Below are 18,319 nucleotides of genomic sequence, written 5' to 3' on the forward strand. Positions count from 1 at the left end.
CGTACCTCCCGTACCTCCCGTACCTCCCGTACCTCCCGTACCTCCCGAACCCACGCCCACACGCGAAGGAGCCCGGCATGGCGCTGGTGCCCCAGCGGGCCGACGTGCCCGTGACCATCGACGAGTCCAAGTGCATCGACGGCTGCACCCTGTGCGTCGACATGTGCCCGCTGGACTCGCTCGCCATCGACCCCGACAGCAGCAAGGCGTACATGCACGTCGACGAGTGCTGGTACTGCGGCCCGTGCGCCGCGCGCTGTCCCACCGGCGCGGTCACGGTCAACATGCCCTACCTCCTGCGCTGAAGAGGCCCCTCATGCCACCACGCACACCCCTGCCCCTCGCCGCCGCCCTGCTGCTCCCGCTCGCCCTCGCCGGCTGCGGCAGCAGCTCCGCGAGCGACGGCGACCACGTCACCGTCACCGTCGGCTACCAGTCCAAGACCATCAACACCGTCACCGCGGGCACCCTGCTGCGCTCCCTCGGCTACTTCGAGCGCGAACTGAAGGCCCTCGGCAAGCGTGACGGGCGCACGTACGAGGTGAAGTGGCAGGACTACGCCACCGGCGCGCCCATCACCGCCCAGATGACCGCGGGCAAGGTCGACATCGGCTCCATGGGCGACTTCCCGCTGCTCATCAACGCCTACCGCGGCGCCCAGCTCGACGCCCCCACCGAACTCGTCTCCGTCACCGGCTACAACATGCGCGGCGGTCTCAACACCGTCGTCGTAGCGCCCCGTTCCGGCCTCGGCTCCCTCGCCGACCTGAAGGGCAGGAAGGTCTCCACCAGCGAGGGCTCGGCCGCCGACGGGACCCTCGTACGCGCCCTGGAACGCGAGGGGCTCGACCCCGCCGAGGACATCAGCAAGCTCAACCAGCAGCCCGCCGTAGGCGCCTCCGCACTCGAAGGCGGCAGCGTCGACGCGCTGTCGCAGTTCGTCGCCTGGCCCGGACTGCTCGCCTTCCAGGACCGGGCGCGGGCGCTCTACGACGGCGGCCGGCTGGACCTGCCGACCTTCCACGGCGTGGTGGTGCGCGCCTCGTTCGCCGACGACCGGCCCGCCGTGCTGCGTGCCTTCCTCAGGGCGCAGACCGACGCCGGGCGCTATCTGGACGACAAGCCGCTCGACGCCTCCCTGAAGGTCGCCGACGCCACCGGGCTGCCGCCCGAGGTCGTGCACCTCTACAACGGCCCCCACGGCACCGCCACCTTCGACCCCACCCTCAAGCCGGCGCTGATCGAGGCGTTCCGCGACGATGTGAAGCTGATGCAGGACGCGGAGCTGATCGGCGAGGTCGACGTGGACGACTTCGTCGACGACACCCATATCCGCAAGGCGTACGGCGGCGGCTACGACCGGCAACTGGCCAAGGCCGCCGGGGTGGTGCGCACCAGCGAGGTGTGGCTCGACGGCGAGGAGCGCACCCACTCCTTCCCCGGCCCCGCGAAGGCGCTGGCGTTCGCGGCGGAGCACGAGGGCGGGGTGCGGGCGGTGTTCGTGCCGGACGCCTCGACCGGCACCCGCTGGTTCGCCGACCGCGCCGCATGGGTGCGCGACGGTACGGACCTGCACCCCTTCGTCGCCGCCGAGTCCGCCCGCGACTGGGCGGCGGACCACGCGGGCGCCGAGGTCGTCGACTACCGGGCCGCGTCGGCCACCGCGCGCAAGCAGGCCGGGGAGGCGGGGCGATGAGGCGGATCTGGGCCTCCCGGCTGCTGCGGACCTCCTCGCTCGCCGCCGCCCTCGGCCTGTGGCAGTTGCTCACCGCGCTCGACGTCAACCTGTGGCTGCGCTTCGCGCAGTTCCCCACCGTCCTCGACGTCGCCGGCCGCTTCCGCGACCGGCTCGCAGGCGGCGACTACTGGCAGGACCTCGCCGACAGCCTGACCCGGATCCTCACCGGCTTCGCGCTCGCCGCGGTCCTCGGCGTCGCGGTCGGCGTGGCGCTCGCCCGCTCCCGGGTGGCGTCCGACGTGATCCGCCCGGTGCTGGAGGTGATCCGGCCCATCCCGGCGATCGCGCTGGTACCGGTCGCCATCCTGCTCTTCCCCACCAACGAGCAGGGCATCGTCGCCATCACCTTCGCCGCCGCGTTCTTTCCCGTCACCGTCGCCACCCGGCACGCCGTGCGGGCGCTGGCCCCCGTGTGGGAGGAGGCCGTGCTGACGATGGGCGGCAGCCGGTGGCGGGTGCTGTGGTCCGTGGTGCTGCCGGGGGCGCTGCCGGGAGTCTTCGGCGGCCTCTCCGTCGGCATCGGGGTGGCGTGGATCTGCGTCATCGCCGCCGAGATGATCTCCGGCGAGTACGGCGTCGGCTACCGGACCTGGCAGGACTACACGCTCCTCGACTACCCCGGCGTGCTCGTCGGAATGATCACCATCGGGGTGCTCGGCTGGGCCACCTCGGCGGCGGTCGAGGTGCTGGGCCGCCGGCTGACCGGCTGGCTGCCGCGTACCGAACACGACGACCGCGGCCACGCGACCAAGGGGGTACGGGCGTGAGCGAGACCGTGCAGGACACCGCCGCGCCCGTACACGCGGGCGGCACGGATGCGAGGGCGCAGCCCGCCGCGGGCGTACGGCTGGAGGTGCGCGGCGCCACCCTCGGCCGGCCCGGCGCACCGGCGCTGCACGATGTGACGCTCGCCGCCGCGCCCGGCGAACTCCTCGCCGTCGTCGGCCCGTCCGGCTGCGGCAAGTCCACGCTCCTGCGTACGCTCGCCGGCCTGCTGCCGCCGCTGGCCGGCGAGGTGCTGCAGGACGCCCGGCCGGTCACCCGGCCGGGCGCGGACCGGGCCCTGGTCTTCCAGGACGACGCCCTGCTGCCCTGGCGCACCCTGCGCCGCAACGTCGAACTGCCCCTGGCCGTACGGAAGGAGCCGCGCGCCGCGCGGCAGGCCGCCGCCCGGCTGTGGCTGGAGCGGGTGGGCCTCGGTGACCGGGGCGGATCCCTGCCGCACCGGGTCTCCGGAGGCCAGCGCCAGCGCGCGCAACTCGCCCGGGCGCTGGCGGGACGGCCACGGGCGGTGCTGATGGACGAGCCGTTCGGTGCGCTCGACGCGCAGACCCGGGCGGGCATGCAGAACCTGCTCGTCGAGGTGCTGGGCAGCACCGGGGCCACCGTCGTCTTCGTCACCCACGACGTGGACGAGGCCCTGTTCCTGGGCGACCGGGTGGCGCGGCTCGGCGGGCCCGGCGGGCTCGCCGTGCACGACGTGCCCCGGCCTCGCGAGCGCGCCGCCCGCGAGGACCCGGCGACCGTCGCCCTGCGCCGTCGCCTCCTCGCCGCCGATCCCCTCGACTCCGGCGGCTCCCGCGACCCCGCGACCCCCGATCCCGTCGTGCCGGCGCCGGCCGGCGACCTGGAGACACCGTGACCGCCCCCGCCCCCGCCCCCGCCGTCCCCGACCTTCGCGACGCCGACGAACTCACCTGCGGCGTCCTCGTCGTCGGCGGCGGCACCGCCGGCACCATGGCCGCACTCACCGCCGCGGAACGCGGCGCCGACGTGCTGCTGCTGGAGAAGGCCCACGTGCGCCACTCCGGCGCGCTCGCCATGGGCATGGACGGCGTCAACAACGCCGTCATCCCCGGCCGCACCGAACCCGACGACTACGTCGCCGAGATCACCCGCGCCAACGACGGCGTCGTGGACCAGGCGGCCGTCCGCCAGACCGCCACCCGCGGCTACGACATGGTCCGCCGGCTGGAGTCGTACGGCGTGAAGTTCGAGAAGGACGAGCAGGGCCGCTACGCGGTTCGCCAGGTGCACCGCTCCGGGTCGTACGTGCTGCCCATGCCCGAGGGCAAGGACGTCAAGAAGGTCCTCTACCGGCGGCTGCGACGGCGCGAGATGCGCGAGCGGATCCGCATCGAGAACCGGGTGATGCCCGTCCGCGTGCTCACCTCCGGGGGCCGGGCGGTGGGCGCGGCCGGGTTCGACACCCGCACCGGCCGGTTCACCGTCGTCCGCGCCGGCGCGGTGATCCTCGCCACCGGCGCGGCCGGCCGGCTCGGGCTGCCCGCCAGCGGGTACCTCTACGGCACGTACGAGAACCCCACCAACGCCGGCGACGGCCACGCCATGGCGTACCACGCGGGCGCCGCGCTCACCGGCATCGAGTGCTTCCAGATCAACCCGCTCATCAAGGACTACAACGGCCCCGCCTGCGCCTACGTGGCCAACCCCTTCGGCGGCTACCAGGTCAACCGGCTCGGCGAGCGGTTCGTCGACTCCGACTACTGGTCGGGCCAGATGATGGCCGAGTTCGCCGCCGAGGTCGCCTCGGCCCGCGGGCCGGTGTACCTGAAGGTCAGCCATCTGCCCGAGGAGACGGTGAGCGCACTGGAGTCGATCCTGCACACCACGGAACGGCCCACCCGCGGCACGTTCCACGCCGGCCGCGGCCACGACTACCGCACCCACGACGTGGAGATGCACATCTCCGAGATCGGGCTGTGCGGCGGGCACTCGGCCTCCGGCGTACGCGTCGACGCCCACGCCCGGACCACCGTCCCCGGTCTCTACGCCGCCGGCGACCTGGCCTGCGTCCCGCACAACTACATGATCGGTGCCTTCGTCTTCGGCGACCTCGCCGGCGCGGACGCCGCCGGTGCCGGGGCGTACACCGGCGAACTGCCCGCCGACCAGGTCGCGGAAGCGCACGAACTGGTCTACCGGCCGCTGCGCAACGCCGGCGGTCCGCCGCAGCAGCAGGTGGAGTACAAGCTGCGGCGCTTCGTCAACGACTACGTCGCGCCGCCCAAGAGCGCCGCGCGGCTGTCGCTGGCGCTGGAGAGCTTCGAGCGGATGCGTGCGGAGATCGCCGCGATGGGCGCGCGGACACCGCACGAGCTGATGCGGTGCGCCGAGGTCACGTTCATCCGCGACTGCGCCGAGATGGCCGCGCGCGCCTCGCTGGCCCGCACGGAGTCCCGCTGGGGCCTGTACCACGAGCGCACCGACCACCCCGAGCGCGACGACGAGCGCTGGCTGCACCACCTGGACCTGCGCAAGTCGCCCTCCGGCGCGATGGAGTTCACCGCCCGCCCGGTGGAGCCGTACCTGGTGCCGGTGGCCGGGTACGAGCCGCGCGGCGGCCCCGAGCGGCACCTCGGCGAGGTGCGCGGCGAGACCGTCGCGCGGGCGGGCGGCGGGGACGCACCGGTGCCCGTGCCGGCGACGCGCCGGGAGCCCGACGCGGCCGGCGCGTCCACGGGAAGTCCGCGCATCCTCGGCGTCCTGGCGCTCGCCGAGGAGCAGTTCGCGCTCGACGAGCTGCGGCCCTACCTCGCCGACCCGGACGCCGCGGTCCGCCGCGCCGCCGTCGGCGTACTCACCGAGGCCGCGCCGCCCGGCGCGGGCCCCGCCCTCGCCGCGGCGCTCGCCGACGACGACCCGGGCGTACGGGCAGAGGCCGCCGCGGCCCTGCGCGAGCTGGTGGAGGTGCTGCCCGCGGACGAGGCCGTGCGCGCCGCGCTGCTGCCGGCGCTCGGGCTCCCCGACGCCGGGGCGCGGGCCGCGGCGCTGGAGGTGCTGCGCGCGCTGGGGCTCGGCGGAGAGGCGGAGTTCGCGCCCGCGCTGGCCGACCCCGAGCCGGCCGTGCGGCTCCAGGCGGTGCGCGCCCTGGCCACCGCCGGGGCCGCCGGGGCGCTGGCCCGCGCCGCCGCGGACCCGGCGCGCGAGGTCCGGGTCGCCGCCGCGCACGCGCTGGGCACCGTGGCCGGCGCGGCGGCTCTCGCGCCGCTGCTGCGCGACGACGATGTGCTGGTACGGGCCGGGGCGCTGACGGCGCTGGCCGCCGCGGACTGCCCGCCGCCGTACGCCGAGGCCGCCGCGTCCGCGCTCGGCGACGCGGCGTGGGAGGTCCGCAAGGGCGCCGCGACCGCCCTCGGCGCCGCCGCCTCCGCGGTGGCCGTACCGGCCCTGACCCGCGCGCTGGCCGACCCGCACGCCGATGTCCGCCGGGCTGCCGTCCTCGCCCTGCTGGAGCACCGGGCGACCGACGCCTCGGTCCCCACCGCGCTCGCCACCGTCGCCGCCGACCCGGACCCCGACGTCCGCGCCTACGCCCACCGCGCTCTGCCCCCCGGCTGACGCCGCGCGCCCGTGCCGGTAGGGTCGTCGGCCCCCGGGGTAGGAGCACGCACGGGAGCGCCCCGGCCGGGCGGGAGCGGAGGGGAGGGGGCGGCATGCCGACGTGGCTGATCGTCGTGACCGTCATCGGGGGGATCATCGCCGCGCTGAACCTGGCTGCCTTCGCCCTCGACCGGCGGGACCGCCGGACGGAGGAGGCGTGGAAACGGTCGCTCCCCCCGTCCGTCCGGCGCCGCATGGAGCCGGGACACCCCCGGGGCAGGGAGGCCGACACCCCGCCCTGGGAGCAGCGCCGCCGGGAGGCCGACCCCGAGTACCGGACCCGGGTGCTGGTGGAGGAGTTGTGCGGGATCGGCCGCGGGCGTGGCTTCCTCTCCCGCTCCGGAAGGGACAGGCGCACCCGGGAGATCGGCGCAGAACTGCACGAGATGGGCGGCATCCGGAAGATGCGCGAGGCACACGACGAGGTACGGGCCGAGCTGGGCCGCGGACCCGACCGTGAGCTGGAAATGGCGTGGGACGGGATAGGGGGCTGGCTGGGCTGACCGGCTCCGGCCGCCCGCGTACGGAACGTGGCGTTCCGGCGGTCAACGCCCATGTTGCAAAAGGAACTCGACCGGGAACGTGCCGAACGTACGCGCGGAAGGCATGTCTATGATCAGGCATCAGTCAGTCCGGCACCCCCGTCAGCCCGACCGGCCCCCGGCCGCCCGATCGTCACTGGATCTCATATGTCTCTGCACCACGTGCGTAGAAAGGCGGTCCCCCTCGCCGCCGCCGTAGCAATGCTGTCCGTGCTGGCCGCCTGCGGCGACGGCGACGACGACGGCGGCGATGACGGCAAGAGCAGCGCGTCGCCGGCCGCCGGGGCCGGCGGGGCCACGGACCTGAGCAAGGAGTGCCCGGAGACCCTCGTGGTCCAGACGGCGTGGTGGCCGGACATCACCTCCGCCGGCGCCATGTACCAGCTCCTCGGCGACGACATGGACGTCGACGCCAACGCCAAGACGGTCACCGCCCCGCTCGTCGCGTCCGGCGGCAAGGACACCGGCGTGAAGCTGGAACTGCGCTCGGGCGGGCCGGCGATCGGCTTCAACCCGACGTCCAGCCAGATGTACACGGACGACGGCATCCACCTCGGCATCCCCCAGGGCTTCGACGAGGCGATCCAGAACTCCGACAAGCAGCCCACCCTCGCGGTGATGTCGCTGCTGGCGAAGAACCCGCAGGTCATCATGTGGGACCCGGAGAAGCACCCGGACGTCAAGACGATCGAGGACATCGGCAAAACGGACACGACCGTCGTCTACGTCCCGACCCCCTATATGGACTACCTGACCAGCAAGGGGATCCTGAAGAAAGACCAGGTCGACAGCTCCGGCGACGGCTCGCCGGCGCGTTTCGTCGCCGCCGGCGGCGACATCGCGACCTCCGGGTACGCCACCGAGGATCCGTACATCTACGAGGAGGAGCTGCCCGACTGGGGCAAGCCCGTCGAATCGCAGCTCGCCTACGAGTACTACCCGAACCCCGGCCCCTCGCCGGTGATCCGCCCGGCGGACAAGGCCGAGCTGGCGCCGTGCCTGAAGAAGCTGGTGCCCGTCATCCAGCAGGGCGCGGTCGACCTGATGGAGAACCCGGACCCGGTGATCGACAAGGTCATCGAGCTGCGCGACGCCTTCAAGGCCGACCAGCCGTTCTCCCAGGGCGTGGGCAGGTACTCGGTCGAGCAGATGCAGGCGCTCGACCTCGTCGCCGAGCCCGGCAAGCCGGTGGGCGAGTTCGACACCGGGAAGGTGCAGGAACTGATCGACATCGCCGGACCGGTCTTCGCATCGCAGAAGAAGCCGATCAAGGACGGGCTGACGCCCGAGGATCTGATCACCAACGAGTTCATCGACACCTCGATCACGCTCGGGGGCGAGTGAGGCCGATGGCCGCGGGTACGGAGGCAGACATGACGGTGGACGAGGGCCCTGCCGGACGCGAGGGGAGAATGCCGCTGCCGGACGCGCGCAAGCCCCATCCCTCGCGTTTCTGGGACTACGTGCTGGGCGGCCGTGACAACGTTCACGCCGACCGCGACCTGCTGGAGGAGGCCGAGCAGATCATGCCCGACCTCAAGGTCCTCACGCGGGAGCAGCGCCTTTTCGTCGACCGCACCGTCGAGTACTGGGTCGGTGAGGCCGGCGTCCGGCAGATCCTCGACATCGGCGGCGGCATGCCGACGGACATCTACGACAACGTCCACGAGGTCGCCCACCGCATCGCCCCCGACACCCGGGTCGTGTACGTCGACAAGAACCCCGTCGCCGTCGCGCACATGGCGGCGCTGCAGGCCGACGGCGAGTACACCGTGGCCCTCGAAGGCGACCTGCGCGACCCCGACACCATCCTGTTCCACGAAGTCGTCAGGTCCACCCTGGACTTCACCATGCCCGTGGCCGTCCTGCTCTCGGGGATCCTGCACTTCATCACCGACGAGGAGGACCCGGCCGCCCTCGTGGCCCGGATCCACGAGGCGGTGGTGCCGGGCAGCTATCTGGCGGTCAACCACATCTCGTCCGAGATCGACCCCCGGGTGCCGGACGTCATCGCGATGTTCCGCCGGTCCAGCGACCCGCTGGTCGACCGGGGGCGGGCGGACCTGGAGCGGATCCTCGACGGCTGGACGCCGGTCGAGCCGGGCCTGGTCCCGGTCAGCCGGTGGCGTCCCGCGGGTGAGGTGCGGCAGGCGTGCGACGCCTACGGGGCGGTCCTGCGCAAGACGTGAGGCGATCCGTGCCGCACGGCACGGATCCCCACGGCCGTCGCCGGGACTCTCCGGCGGCGGCCGTTCCATGCGCCCGCTCCGCCGCCACCGCCGGAATTGCGCCGTCCGGAAATCGACGCCCGGAGCCCTCCGAGGGGATCCTCCCCCCCACCGCGGCCCGGAGCCGCCGTCTGCCGGGTCATCGACCCGGTCCGCTCCCGCCCGGACCGGCAGAAGACGGACCGCGTCACCGAACGGAAGCTCCGGCGTGCCCGCCTGCGCCCTCCGCGGGTCGCCGCACGTCGCCGCGCAGGGCGCCGGGGAGCGGGTGGGGGGCCAACCGCGGCGTGGGGCCCGGGCCCGCGTCCTCCACCGGCTCCGGGCCGGCCGCAGGGGCGTGTCGGGGAACGCGTGAGCCCCGCCCGGCGGGTGGCCGGGCGGGGCGACGTGCTGTGTCGCGTGTGCTGTGCGGGTCTAGAAGACGCTGACGCCGTAGGCGTTCAGGGCCTCCACGACCGGCTGGTAGAACGTCGTGCCACCGGAGGAGCAGTTGCCGCTGCCGCCGGAGGTCAGGCCGAGGGCCGTGCTGCCGGCGAAGAGCGGGCCGCCGCTGTCGCCGGGCTCGGCGCAGACGTTCGTCTGGATCATGCCGTACACGATGTCACCGCCGCCGTAGTTGACGGTGGCGTTCAGGCCCGTGACGGACCCGCCGTACACACCGGTGGTGCTGCCGCTGCGCCGGACGGACTGGCCGACCGAGGGGTTGGCGGCGTTGGTGATGTCCTGGTAGCTGCCGTTGTACAGGTACACCCGGCCGTCCGCGGCTGCGGGGTTGGAGTGCCGGATGATGCCGTAGTCGTTCGTCGGGAAGCTGGTGCCGGCCCTGGTGCCGATCGACCACGAGCTGCCGATGTTGGTGCAGTGACCGGCGGTCAGGGCGTACTTGGTGCCGTCGCTGCTCTGGACGTTGAAGCCGAGCGAGCAGCGGGCGCCGCCGGTGGTGATGGCTTCGCCGCCGGCGATGTACTTGGTGAACTTGCCTTCGGTGCGGTTGATGTCGACGGCTCCGGCGTGCTCGCCGGCCGCCTCGGTGATCTTGGCCACCTCGGCCTTCGAGACGGTGCTGTCGACGGTGACCACGACGGTGTCGCTGGCCCGGTCGACGTACCAGGCGGTGCCCGCGACGTCCGCTTCACCGACCGCCTGGTCGACGGCCCGGAGTTCTGCCGCGCTGAACGAGGGTGAGGCTTCCTGTGCGTTCGCACCCGCGGGCAGCGCGAGCGCTGCCACGGCGGCGAGGCCGGCGGTCGCGGTGATGAACCGCAGTCTGCCGCGGGAAGCCTCGGTGGGGGTGGTGCGAGAGATCTTCACAGATGTCTCCTCCGGTTTGGGGGAACCCGGGACTCGAGGTGACGAGCCCGTGAGACACCGTCAGCGGCCCGGCTTTTGCCGTGCCCCTGACACGTCGTAGGGGAGTCTTGGGCACCCGGCGGCGAAGCGCAAGACCGCCCCCCGCCGAGGTCCACCCCGTGCGCCCCGCCGGCGGGCCCGCGCCCCACCCGTACGCTCCCGTCGCTCCGGCGCGCGACGCCCGCCGCCGCGCGCGTCGAAACACCCCGGATGCCGTCCGGCGGTCGACCGGGACGGCGGTTTTCGGCCTGCACTTCACGGGGGTGCACATTCTCGCCGCAACACCGCCCCGATGTAGCGCACAGACGGCCGGAAACAGAATGGCAATACCTTGCCAGGCGTCCGCGCCAGGCCCCTGCGTCATGTTGAGCGGACCCCGCGGACGGATATGGTGCTGGAGCAAGTTCGGATCTGCACCTTCCACCGTGGCTGCATCTCGGTGTGGCACTTCCGCATCCCGAGTGCGCGGCCGGTGCACTGTTTGCCCGTGGCGCGTCGAGGCGGGCCCGGAATTCCGTCCGGATCCGCCGAGCCGCGCGAGAAACTTTCAATTCACCGACTACGACTCCGTGGAACCGGCTGGAATCGAAAGCGTCTTCGATGCCCGGGTCCCCGGCGGCTGTTGACCGTATTCAGGACGATGCCGTCCGTACGGTCCCCGACCTCCCACCCGCCACCCGAGTAAAGGGAAGCGAGACCACTCATGCCGAGCGACAAAGAGGTACGTGACCACAACCGCGCCATCGTCGACAAGTACATGCACTGCCGCGGCAAGGACCGGCTGGAGCGGCACCTGCTCTTCACCGAGGACGGCACCGGAGGCCTGTGGACCACCGAAACCGGCGAGCCCATCGTGATCAACGGCCGCGATGCCCTCGGCAAGCACGCCGTCTGGTCGCTGCAGTGTTTCCCCGACTGGGCCTGGATCAACATCGAGATTTTCGACACCCAGGACCCCAACCGCTTCTGGGTGGAGTGCGACGGAGAAGGAAAGATCCTCTTTCCCGGCTACGAACCCGGCCACTACCGCAACCACTTCCTGCACTCCTTCCTCTTCGAGGACGGCAAGATCAAGCAGCAGCGTGAGTTCATGAATCCGTGCCAGCAGTTCCGCGCGCTGGGCATCGAGGTGCCCTCGGTGCGCCGCGAAGGCATCCCGACCTGACCGCTGCCGCCCACCGTCCGCGAACCTCGTCACGCACCCCGCAGGGGGACAACGTGCCCAGCTCAGTGCAGGACTTATACGCACGACCCGCGCTTCAGCAACCCGTGTGGGAGGACGCCGCCCAGGTGCGGCGGGTTCGCGAGGCCCTCGGCGCCGCGCCGCCGCTCGTCACCGACGACGACGCGGCGCGGCTGCGGCACGCCCTCGCCGACGTCGCCGCGGGACGCGCCCACCTCATTCAGGCGGGCGACTGCGCCGAAGACCCGGCGGAATCCACTCCGTACCACGTGCGGCGCAAGAGCGCGCTCCTCGACGCGCTCGCCGCCACCGCGGCCGAGATCGCCGGCCGCCCCGCCCTGCGCATCGGCCGGATCGCCGGGCAGTTCGCCAAACCGCGGTCCAAGCCCGTCGAGCAGATCGGCGACACCACCCTGCCCGTCTACCGCGGGCACATGGTCAACGCCCCCGAGCCCGACGCGCGGGCCCGTCGTCCCGATCCGGCGCGCATCCTCACCTGCTTCCGCGCCGCCCAGGACGTCGTGCGGGTACTCGACACCGTCAACGCCGGCCGTCCCGACGCCGAACGGGTCTGGATCAGCCACGAGGCCCTGCTCCTCGACTACGAAAGACCGATGCTGCGGCGCACCGCCACCGGCGGGCGCTACCTCGCCACCGCGCACCTGCCGTGGATCGGCGAGCGGACCCGCCGGCCCGACGGGGCCCACGCCGACCTCCTGGCCGGCGTCGCCAACCCCGTGGCGTGCAAGATCGGCTCCGGCACCACCGCCGGAGACATCACCGAACTCGCCGCCCGCCTCGACCCGGCACGCAGCCCGGGCCGCCTGGTGTTCATCGCCCGTATGGGCGCCGGCTTCGTCACCAGCCGGCTGCCCGCCCTCGTCCGGGCCGTGCGGACCGCGGGACACCCCGCGGTGTGGATCTGCGACCCCATGCACGGCAACACCATCACCGGACCCGACGGGCAGAAGACCCGTCTCATGGGCACCATGCTCGCCGAGATACGCGGCTTCTGCGACGTCCTCGGCGCCACCGGCGGCACGAACGGCGGACTCCACCTGGAAACCACCCCGGACCAGGTCACCGAGTGCGCCGCGGACATGGCCGCCGTCGGCACCGCCGGCCGGCGCACGACCTTCTGCGACCCCCGGCTCAACCCCGGCCAGGCCCACCGGCTCGTCGCCGCGTGGGCCCGAGCCCGCTGACGGGGATCCGGGCCCCCGCGGCGCGACCCGGTCCGGCCACCGGCCCGCGCACCTCACCGCACCCTGAAAGGAGCACCACCGTGGTCGGCATACCCGCCATCGAACCGTACGAGCTGCCGACGGCAGAGACCCTGCCGGCCAACCTGGCGGCGTGGACCCCGGACCCCGCCCGCGCCGTGCTCGTCGTGCACGACATGCAGCGCTTCTTCCTGCGCCCCGTGCCCGAGACGGTACGTTCCCAGCTCGTCCACAACGCGGCGCTGCTCCGCAAACGCGCCGCCGAACTCGGCGTACCCGTGGCCTACTCGGCGCAGCCGGGCGGCATGACGCCCGAGGAACGCGGCCTGCTCGTCGACTTCTGGGGGCCCGGCATGCGCACCGCCGCGGAGGACCGCGAAGTCGTCCCCGAGCTCGCCCCGGCCGAGGGCGACTGGCTGCTGACCAAGTGGCGCTACAGCGCCTTCTTCAGATCCGGGCTGCTGGACAGGCTGCGCGCCGAGGGCCGTGACCAGCTCGTGCTGTGCGGCGTCTACGCCCACGTCGGCGTTCTCGCCACCGCCATCGACGCCTTCACCCACGACATCCAGGTGTTCCTCGCGGCCGACGCCGTCGCCGACTTCACCGCGGAGCAGCACCGCATGACCCTCGACTACGTCGCCGGGCGGTGCGGCATGGTCGTCCCGAGCGCGGAGATCTTCGCATGAACACCGCACCCGGCCCCCACCCGGACCCCGCCGGCATCGGCACCGCGCTGCTCGACCGGCTGCTGACCGGGCCCCCGCCCGCGTACGCCCTCCTGCACCGCCCCGAAAGCGGCACGCCCGGCACCGTCGACGTACTCCTCGGCGACGTCTCCCACCCCGGCACCCTCGCCGGCCTCCCCCTGCCCGCCTGCGCCGCCCCGCCCGCGGCGACCGCGCACCGCACGCTCCTCGTCGTGCCCTACCGGCAGCTCACGGAACGCGGCTTCGCCGCCCCCGACGACGGCGCGCCGCTCATCGCGTTGAACGTCACGGAACAGGCCGCCGTCCCCCTCGCCGACACCCTCACCCGGCTCCCCGACACGCCCGCCGCGCTCACCGGCCACCGCTTCGACCTCTCAGACGAGGAGTACGCCGATGTCGTACGGCGCGTCGTGACCGGCGAGATCGGCACCGGCGAAGGTGCGAACTTCGTCATCAAACGCACCCTGCTCGCCGATGTCGGCGGCGATCCCGCACGCGCCGCGCTGACCGTCTTCCGGCGCCTGATCGCCCTGGAGCCCAGCGCCTACTGGACGTTCGCCATCCACGCCGACGGCCGCACCTTCGTCGGCGCCACTCCCGAACGGCACATCTCCGTATACGAGGGCCGCGCCGTGATGAACCCCATCAGCGGCACCTACCGCTACCCCGCCGGCGGCCCCACCCTCGACGGCCTCACGGCCTTCCTGCGCGATCGCAAGGAGACCGACGAGCTGTACATGGTGCTCGACGAGGAACTGAAGATGATGTCCCGCATCTGTCCCGCCGGTGGCAGGGTCACCGGCCCGGCGCTGAAGGAGATGGCGCGGCTCGCCCACACCGAGTACTTCATCGAGGGCCACACCGCCCGCGACGTACGCGACGTGCTGCGCGAAACGCTGTTCGCGCCGACCGTCACCGGAAGCCCCGTGGAGAGCGCCGCCCGCGTCATCGCCCGCCACGAGCCGCACGGCCGCGGCTACTACAGCGGCGTCGCCGCCCTCGTCAGCGACGAACCCACCGGCAGCCGCACCCTGGACTCGGCCATCCTCATCCGCACCGCCGACATCGCCGACGACGGGCGGCTCTCGCTCTCCGTCGGCGCCACCCTCGTACGCCACTCGTCCCCGGAGGGCGAGTCGGCGGAGACCCGGGCGAAGGCCGCCGCACTGCTCGACGCGCTGGGCGCGGACGGCACCGCCGGCCCGGCGGCGGTGCCGCCCATGGACCCCGCCGCGCCGGCCGCCCCCGGCTTCGCCGGCCACCCCGCCATCCGGGACGCGCTACGCGGCCGCAACACCGGCATCGCGGACTTCTGGCTCGCCGCCACGGGCGCCCGCCCGCGGGCCGTTCCCGCGCTGGAGGGCCTGAAGATCCTCGTCGTCGACGCCGAGGACACTTTCACCGCCATGATGGTCCAGCAACTCGAAGCCCTCGGCCCCACCGCGGAAGTGCGCCGCTTCGACGAGCCCTACGACGCCGAGGGCTTCGACCTCGTCGTCATGGGCCCCGGTCCCGGCGACCCCCGCGCCGCCGCCGACCCGAAGATCGCCGCGCTGGACACCGCCGTCGCCGGACTGCTGCGCCGCCGCATGCCGTTCCTGGCCGTCTGCCTCAGCCACCAGGTGCTCAGCCTCCGCCTCGGCCTTGCGCTCGTCCGCCGCGGCCGGCCCAACCAGGGGGTCCAGCGCGCCATCGACCTCTTCGGCCGCAGAGAACACGTCGGCTACTACAACACGTTCGCCGCCGTCAGCCCCGCCGACGACCTCGACGTACCCGGCGTCGGCCGCATCCGCGTCAGCCGCGACGCGGCCACCGGCCAGGTCGACGCGATGCGCGGCCCCCGCTTCGCGTCCTTCCAGTTCCATGCCGAGTCCGTCCTCACCGTCGACGGCCCCCGCCTCATCGGCGACGCGCTCCTCGGCGTGACCGGCAGATGAGAGCCCGTACGCCCACCACACGATCCCCGGAATGAGCGAGGAACACCGACGAACCCGTATCCGCCCGTCAGGAGTGCCGTACATGCCCGAACTCGACTACATGCTGGTGGACGCCTTCTCCCGCAGGCCGCTGCACGGCAATCCCGTCGCCGTCTTCCTCGACGCCAGAGAACTGACACCCGACCTGATGCAGCGCATCGCCCGGGAGATGAACCTCTCCGAGACCACCTTCGTCCTGCCTCCCGGCGAGGGCGGTGACGCCCGCATCCGCATCTTCACCCCCGTCAACGAACTGCCGTTCGCCGGCCATCCGCTCCTCGGCACCGCCGTCGCCCTCGGCGAGACCCGCAAGCAGGACGACCTGCGGCTGGAAACCGCGATGGGCCTCATCCCCGTCCACCTCGGCGACGACGAGGGCGCCGTCAAGGTCGGCATGCGCCAGCCCCACCCCGTGTGGGAGCCCTACGCCGAGGCCGACGAACTCCTCGCGGCCCTCGGCGCCGACACCTCCGTCGCCCCCGTCGAGATCTACCGCAACGGCCCCCGGCACGTCTTCGTCGGCCTTCAGAGCGTCCCCGCGCTCTCCGCGCTACGCCCGGACCACCGCGCGCTGTCCGCCTTCTCCGACATGGCCGCCAACTGCTTCGCCGGCCAGGGCCGGCAGTGGCGGGCCCGGATGTTCTCCCCCGCGTACGGTGTCGTCGAGGACGCGGCCACCGGCTCCGCGGCCGGCCCGCTCGCCATCCACCTCGCGCGGCACGGGCTCGCCGCCTACGGCGAGGAGGTGGAGATCCTCCAGGGCGTCGAGATGGGCCGGCCCTCCCTGATGCTCGCCACCGCGCAGGGCCACGGCGACCGGATCCACTCCGTCCACGTCGGCGGCAACGGCGTCATCGTGGGGCGCGGCACCCTCTTCCTCTAGCCCTCCGGCACCCGGCGGGCAGCCACCGCAGAAAGGCACGAGATGCACACCAGCCGGTTCGAGAGTCTCACCGTCGAAAACGACCCGGACTTCCCCGAGTACGACGACCCGCCCGCCGAGCCGGTGGGTCTCCTGCGGCGCTGGCTGGACCGTGCCGTGGAAGTCGGCGTCCGGGAACCGAAGGCGCTCGCGCTGGCCACCGCCGGCAAGAGTGGCCGGCCCTCGGCGCGCATCGTCCTCGTCAGCGCCGTGGACGAGCGCGGCGTGCTCTTCACCAGCCACGCCACCAGCCGCAAGGGGCGCGAGATCGAAGAGAACAACTGGGCCGCCGGACTGCTCTACTGGCGCGAGACCGGCCAGCAGATCAAACTCTCCGGTCCCGTCGAGCCCGTCCCGGTCACCGAATCCGACGCCCTGTGGCAGGCCCGCCCCGTCCCGCTGCACGCCATGTCGGCGGCCTCCCGGCAGAGTGAGCCGCTCGCCGACCCGGCGGCGCTGCGCGCGGAAGCCGAACGCCTCGGCGCGGACGGCAGGGCGCTCGACCGCCCCGAGCGCTTCTGCGGCTACCGGCTGCAGCCCCATGAGGTCGAGTTCTGGGCCCATCGCCCCGACCGGCTCCACCTGCGCCTGCGCTACGACCGCGAGGGAGACGCCTGGGCCTCCGTCCGCCTCCAGCCGTAGCGCGCACGGCCCCGCGGACGCCACGACCGTCCGCGCCGCTGAACCGGGTCAGGGGGCGGGGAACTTCAGCAGCTCACCCTCGCTGCTCAGCCCGTTGTTGGTGACGTAGATGTCACCGTTCGGCGCGACGTCCAGGCCCATCGCCAGGGTCAGGCGGTCGCCGGTGTCGAGCTGGGTGAGGTCACCCGTCTCCTTGTCGATCCGGGTCAGGACGGCGGTGTACGGGACGGTCGGCACGTTGGGATCCGTGGCGTACGACAGGGCGAGCAGGTCGCCGTCGGGGGTCAGGTCGAGGTCGATGACGCCCGTCATGCCGGTGGCGAGGACGGTGGGCTCGCTGCCGGGCACGTACCGCCAGATGCGGCTGACGCCCGGCCGGATCCCGCTCATGTCGGACATGTAGAAGGTGCCGTCCCGGTCGCGCACGATGCTGGTGGGCACCCCCTCGACCTCACCGGGGGGCACCATCGTGGAAGCCTCGCCCGAGGACGTGGGCAGGAGGTTGTTCGGGAAGACGAACTCGGTCGTGGTCGTGCCGTCGGGACGGACCCGGACCAGGGTGTTGGAGGCGGAGTCGGCGACCAGGTAGTCCTTGCCGTGCATGGCGTAGCGCTGCGGGTTGGAAAGGACGTCGTTGTTGCCGAGCACGGAGTCGGGGTCGTACATGGCCTCGTGCTCGGCCAGGTCGCCCAGAATCCTGCCGCCGGACGTGGCCAGCGTGCCGAGCGGTTCCGCGCCCTCGCCGAGTTCCGCGCGGGTTTCGGGGGTGCCGCTCAGTCCGTAGACCACGTGGTAGGTGCCCCTCCCCGCGGTGCCGACCTGGTTCGCCCCGGCGATCACGCCGGAGCCGTCGTCCCGGATGATCAGCTTGGAGGGCAGACCGGTGACGACGCGCTTCTGCTTGGAGCCGGTGATCCGCAGGATGGAGCCGCTGAAGCCGAGGCACTGGGCGCCCGGCTCCGTGCAGGGCGTGGCCGGGCCGGTGCCGGACTCCGCGATCAGGATCGAGCCGTTGCGCTCGAGCGTGATGTCACGCGGGTTCTGCAGGCCGGTCGCCACGACCTCGGGGACCAGTGCCTCGGACGTGTCCTTGCCGGACGCGTCCTGGGTCGCGGCCTGGCCCGGAATCGCACCGGCCGTGAGGCTGCCCACCACTGCCGCCGCAAGGAAGGCCCCCGCCCAAGACTTGCTTGCTCTTGACATGTCTCTCCTCAACTCGGCACGCCCCCGCAGTCGGGGGCGCTGCAACCGGCGTCACCCTAGACGCACGAAGCGGCACGCGTCCTACGACGGATTGCCGTCTATTTGGGCGGCGTCGGCGCACGCGCAGCGTGCCGCACGCGCTGGTGAGAGGGCGTTGTCGCGGCGACCGGCGGCGTGCGGGGGGCGGCGGCCCCCACCGCG

At 73.0% G+C, this 18,319-nt stretch carries 16 protein-coding genes; 14 read left to right on the forward strand and 2 right to left on the reverse strand.

Features of this window, described 5'->3' with window-relative positions:
- Nucleotides 1-77 precede the first annotated feature (77 nt).
- The 8 genes from I003_RS0130580 to I003_RS0130615 all read left to right on the forward strand — a co-directional run bounded on the left by I003_RS0130580 (nt 78) and on the right by I003_RS0130615 (nt 8,873).
- Nucleotides 78-305, forward strand: coding sequence for a 4Fe-4S dicluster domain-containing protein (locus tag I003_RS0130580; protein WP_018837164.1), 228 nt, complete (start codon nt 78-80; stop codon nt 303-305).
- Nucleotides 306-316: 11 nt separating this feature from the next.
- A complete protein-coding gene (locus I003_RS0130585; RefSeq protein WP_027774897.1) occupies nt 317-1,696 on the forward strand; it encodes an ABC transporter substrate-binding protein in 1,380 nt (459 codons plus the stop codon).
- Nucleotides 1,693-2,505 (forward strand): ABC transporter permease, encoded by an 813-nt coding sequence (locus tag I003_RS0130590; RefSeq protein WP_027774898.1) that lies wholly within the window; start codon nt 1,693-1,695, stop codon nt 2,503-2,505. Before I003_RS0130585 ends, I003_RS0130590 begins: the two co-directional genes overlap by 4 nt.
- Nucleotides 2,502-3,380: an ABC transporter ATP-binding protein gene (locus I003_RS0130595; protein ID WP_027774899.1), complete on the forward strand. Its 879-nt coding sequence runs from the start codon at nt 2,502-2,504 to the stop codon at nt 3,378-3,380. The genes I003_RS0130590 and I003_RS0130595 overlap by 4 nt, the downstream gene beginning before the upstream one ends.
- Nucleotides 3,377-6,100 carry a fumarate reductase/succinate dehydrogenase flavoprotein subunit gene (locus I003_RS0130600; protein ID WP_027774900.1) on the forward strand — a complete coding sequence of 908 codons (2,724 nt, stop codon included), beginning with the start codon at nt 3,377-3,379 and terminating at the stop codon, nt 6,098-6,100. The genes I003_RS0130595 and I003_RS0130600 overlap by 4 nt, the downstream gene beginning before the upstream one ends.
- A gap of 95 nt (nt 6,101-6,195) precedes the next feature.
- Nucleotides 6,196-6,645, forward strand: a complete 450-nt coding sequence (locus I003_RS0130605) for a hypothetical protein (protein ID WP_027774901.1) — start codon at nt 6,196-6,198, stop codon at nt 6,643-6,645.
- A 201-nt stretch (nt 6,646-6,846) separates the two neighbouring features.
- Nucleotides 6,847-8,028 (forward strand): hypothetical protein, encoded by a 1,182-nt coding sequence (locus tag I003_RS0130610; protein WP_486584480.1) that lies wholly within the window; start codon nt 6,847-6,849, stop codon nt 8,026-8,028.
- A gap of 29 nt (nt 8,029-8,057) precedes the next feature.
- Complete coding sequence (locus I003_RS0130615) at nt 8,058-8,873, forward strand: SAM-dependent methyltransferase (protein WP_486584481.1); 816 nt, start codon at nt 8,058-8,060, stop codon at nt 8,871-8,873.
- 453 nt (nt 8,874-9,326) lie between these two features.
- On the opposite strand, the gene I003_RS0130620 is transcribed toward I003_RS0130615, so the two are convergent.
- Nucleotides 9,327-10,223: an alpha-lytic protease prodomain-containing protein gene (locus I003_RS0130620; RefSeq protein ID WP_027774904.1), complete on the reverse strand. Its 897-nt coding sequence runs from the start codon at nt 10,221-10,223 to the stop codon at nt 9,327-9,329.
- Between the two features lie 742 nt (nt 10,224-10,965).
- On the opposite strand from I003_RS0130620, the gene I003_RS0130625 reads away from it, so the two are divergent.
- From I003_RS0130625 to phzG, 6 genes are all read left to right on the forward strand, one after another.
- Complete coding sequence (locus I003_RS0130625) at nt 10,966-11,427, forward strand: PhzA/PhzB family protein (RefSeq protein ID WP_027774905.1); 462 nt, start codon at nt 10,966-10,968, stop codon at nt 11,425-11,427.
- A 53-nt stretch (nt 11,428-11,480) separates the two neighbouring features.
- Entirely contained in the window at nt 11,481-12,650 is a 1,170-nt protein-coding gene (locus I003_RS0130630) for a 3-deoxy-7-phosphoheptulonate synthase (RefSeq protein WP_199784373.1), read from the forward strand.
- Between the two features lie 80 nt (nt 12,651-12,730).
- On the forward strand, nt 12,731-13,354 hold the full coding sequence (locus I003_RS0130635) for an isochorismatase family protein (protein WP_027774907.1): 624 nt from the start codon (nt 12,731-12,733) through the stop codon (nt 13,352-13,354).
- Entirely contained in the window at nt 13,351-15,312 is a 1,962-nt protein-coding gene (locus I003_RS0130640; RefSeq protein WP_027774908.1) for an anthranilate synthase family protein, read from the forward strand. The genes I003_RS0130635 and I003_RS0130640 overlap by 4 nt, the downstream gene beginning before the upstream one ends.
- Nucleotides 15,313-15,394: 82 nt before the next feature.
- The gene (locus tag I003_RS0130645; RefSeq protein ID WP_027774909.1) at nt 15,395-16,234 is read left to right on the forward strand and encodes a PhzF family phenazine biosynthesis protein; all 840 of its coding nucleotides are present in this window, start codon (nt 15,395-15,397) and stop codon (nt 16,232-16,234) included.
- 42 nt (nt 16,235-16,276) lie between these two features.
- Nucleotides 16,277-16,915: a phenazine biosynthesis FMN-dependent oxidase PhzG gene (gene phzG / locus I003_RS0130650; RefSeq protein WP_027774910.1), complete on the forward strand. Its 639-nt coding sequence runs from the start codon at nt 16,277-16,279 to the stop codon at nt 16,913-16,915.
- A 48-nt stretch (nt 16,916-16,963) separates the two neighbouring features.
- Here phzG and I003_RS0130655 read toward each other — a convergent pair whose 3' ends face one another.
- The gene (locus I003_RS0130655) at nt 16,964-18,118 is read right to left on the reverse strand and encodes a ScyD/ScyE family protein (protein WP_106966367.1); all 1,155 of its coding nucleotides are present in this window, start codon (nt 18,116-18,118) and stop codon (nt 16,964-16,966) included.
- Nucleotides 18,119-18,319: the final 201 nt, after the last annotated feature.

The organism is Streptomyces sp. CNQ329, assembly GCF_000482585.1.

What these genes read in the sequence shown, in the direction of transcription:
- I003_RS0130640 (WP_027774908.1), top strand. Translation starts at nt 13,351, where the DNA reads ATGAACACCGCACCCGGCCCCCACCCGGACCCCGCCGGCATCGGCACC.
- I003_RS0130655 (WP_106966367.1), bottom strand. Translation starts at nt 18,118, where the DNA reads ATGTCAAGAGCAAGCAAGTCTTGGGCGGGGGCCTTCCTTGCGGCGGCA.
- I003_RS0130590 (WP_027774898.1), top strand. Translation starts at nt 1,693, where the DNA reads ATGAGGCGGATCTGGGCCTCCCGGCTGCTGCGGACCTCCTCGCTCGCC.
- I003_RS0130605 (WP_027774901.1), top strand. Translation starts at nt 6,196, where the DNA reads ATGCCGACGTGGCTGATCGTCGTGACCGTCATCGGGGGGATCATCGCC.
- I003_RS0130585 (WP_027774897.1), top strand. Translation starts at nt 317, where the DNA reads ATGCCACCACGCACACCCCTGCCCCTCGCCGCCGCCCTGCTGCTCCCG.
- I003_RS0130615 (WP_486584481.1), top strand. Translation starts at nt 8,058, where the DNA reads ATGACGGTGGACGAGGGCCCTGCCGGACGCGAGGGGAGAATGCCGCTG.
- phzG (WP_027774910.1), top strand. Translation starts at nt 16,277, where the DNA reads ATGCACACCAGCCGGTTCGAGAGTCTCACCGTCGAAAACGACCCGGAC.
- I003_RS0130625 (WP_027774905.1), top strand. Translation starts at nt 10,966, where the DNA reads ATGCCGAGCGACAAAGAGGTACGTGACCACAACCGCGCCATCGTCGAC.
- I003_RS0130580 (WP_018837164.1), top strand. Translation starts at nt 78, where the DNA reads ATGGCGCTGGTGCCCCAGCGGGCCGACGTGCCCGTGACCATCGACGAG.
- I003_RS0130645 (WP_027774909.1), top strand. Translation starts at nt 15,395, where the DNA reads ATGCCCGAACTCGACTACATGCTGGTGGACGCCTTCTCCCGCAGGCCG.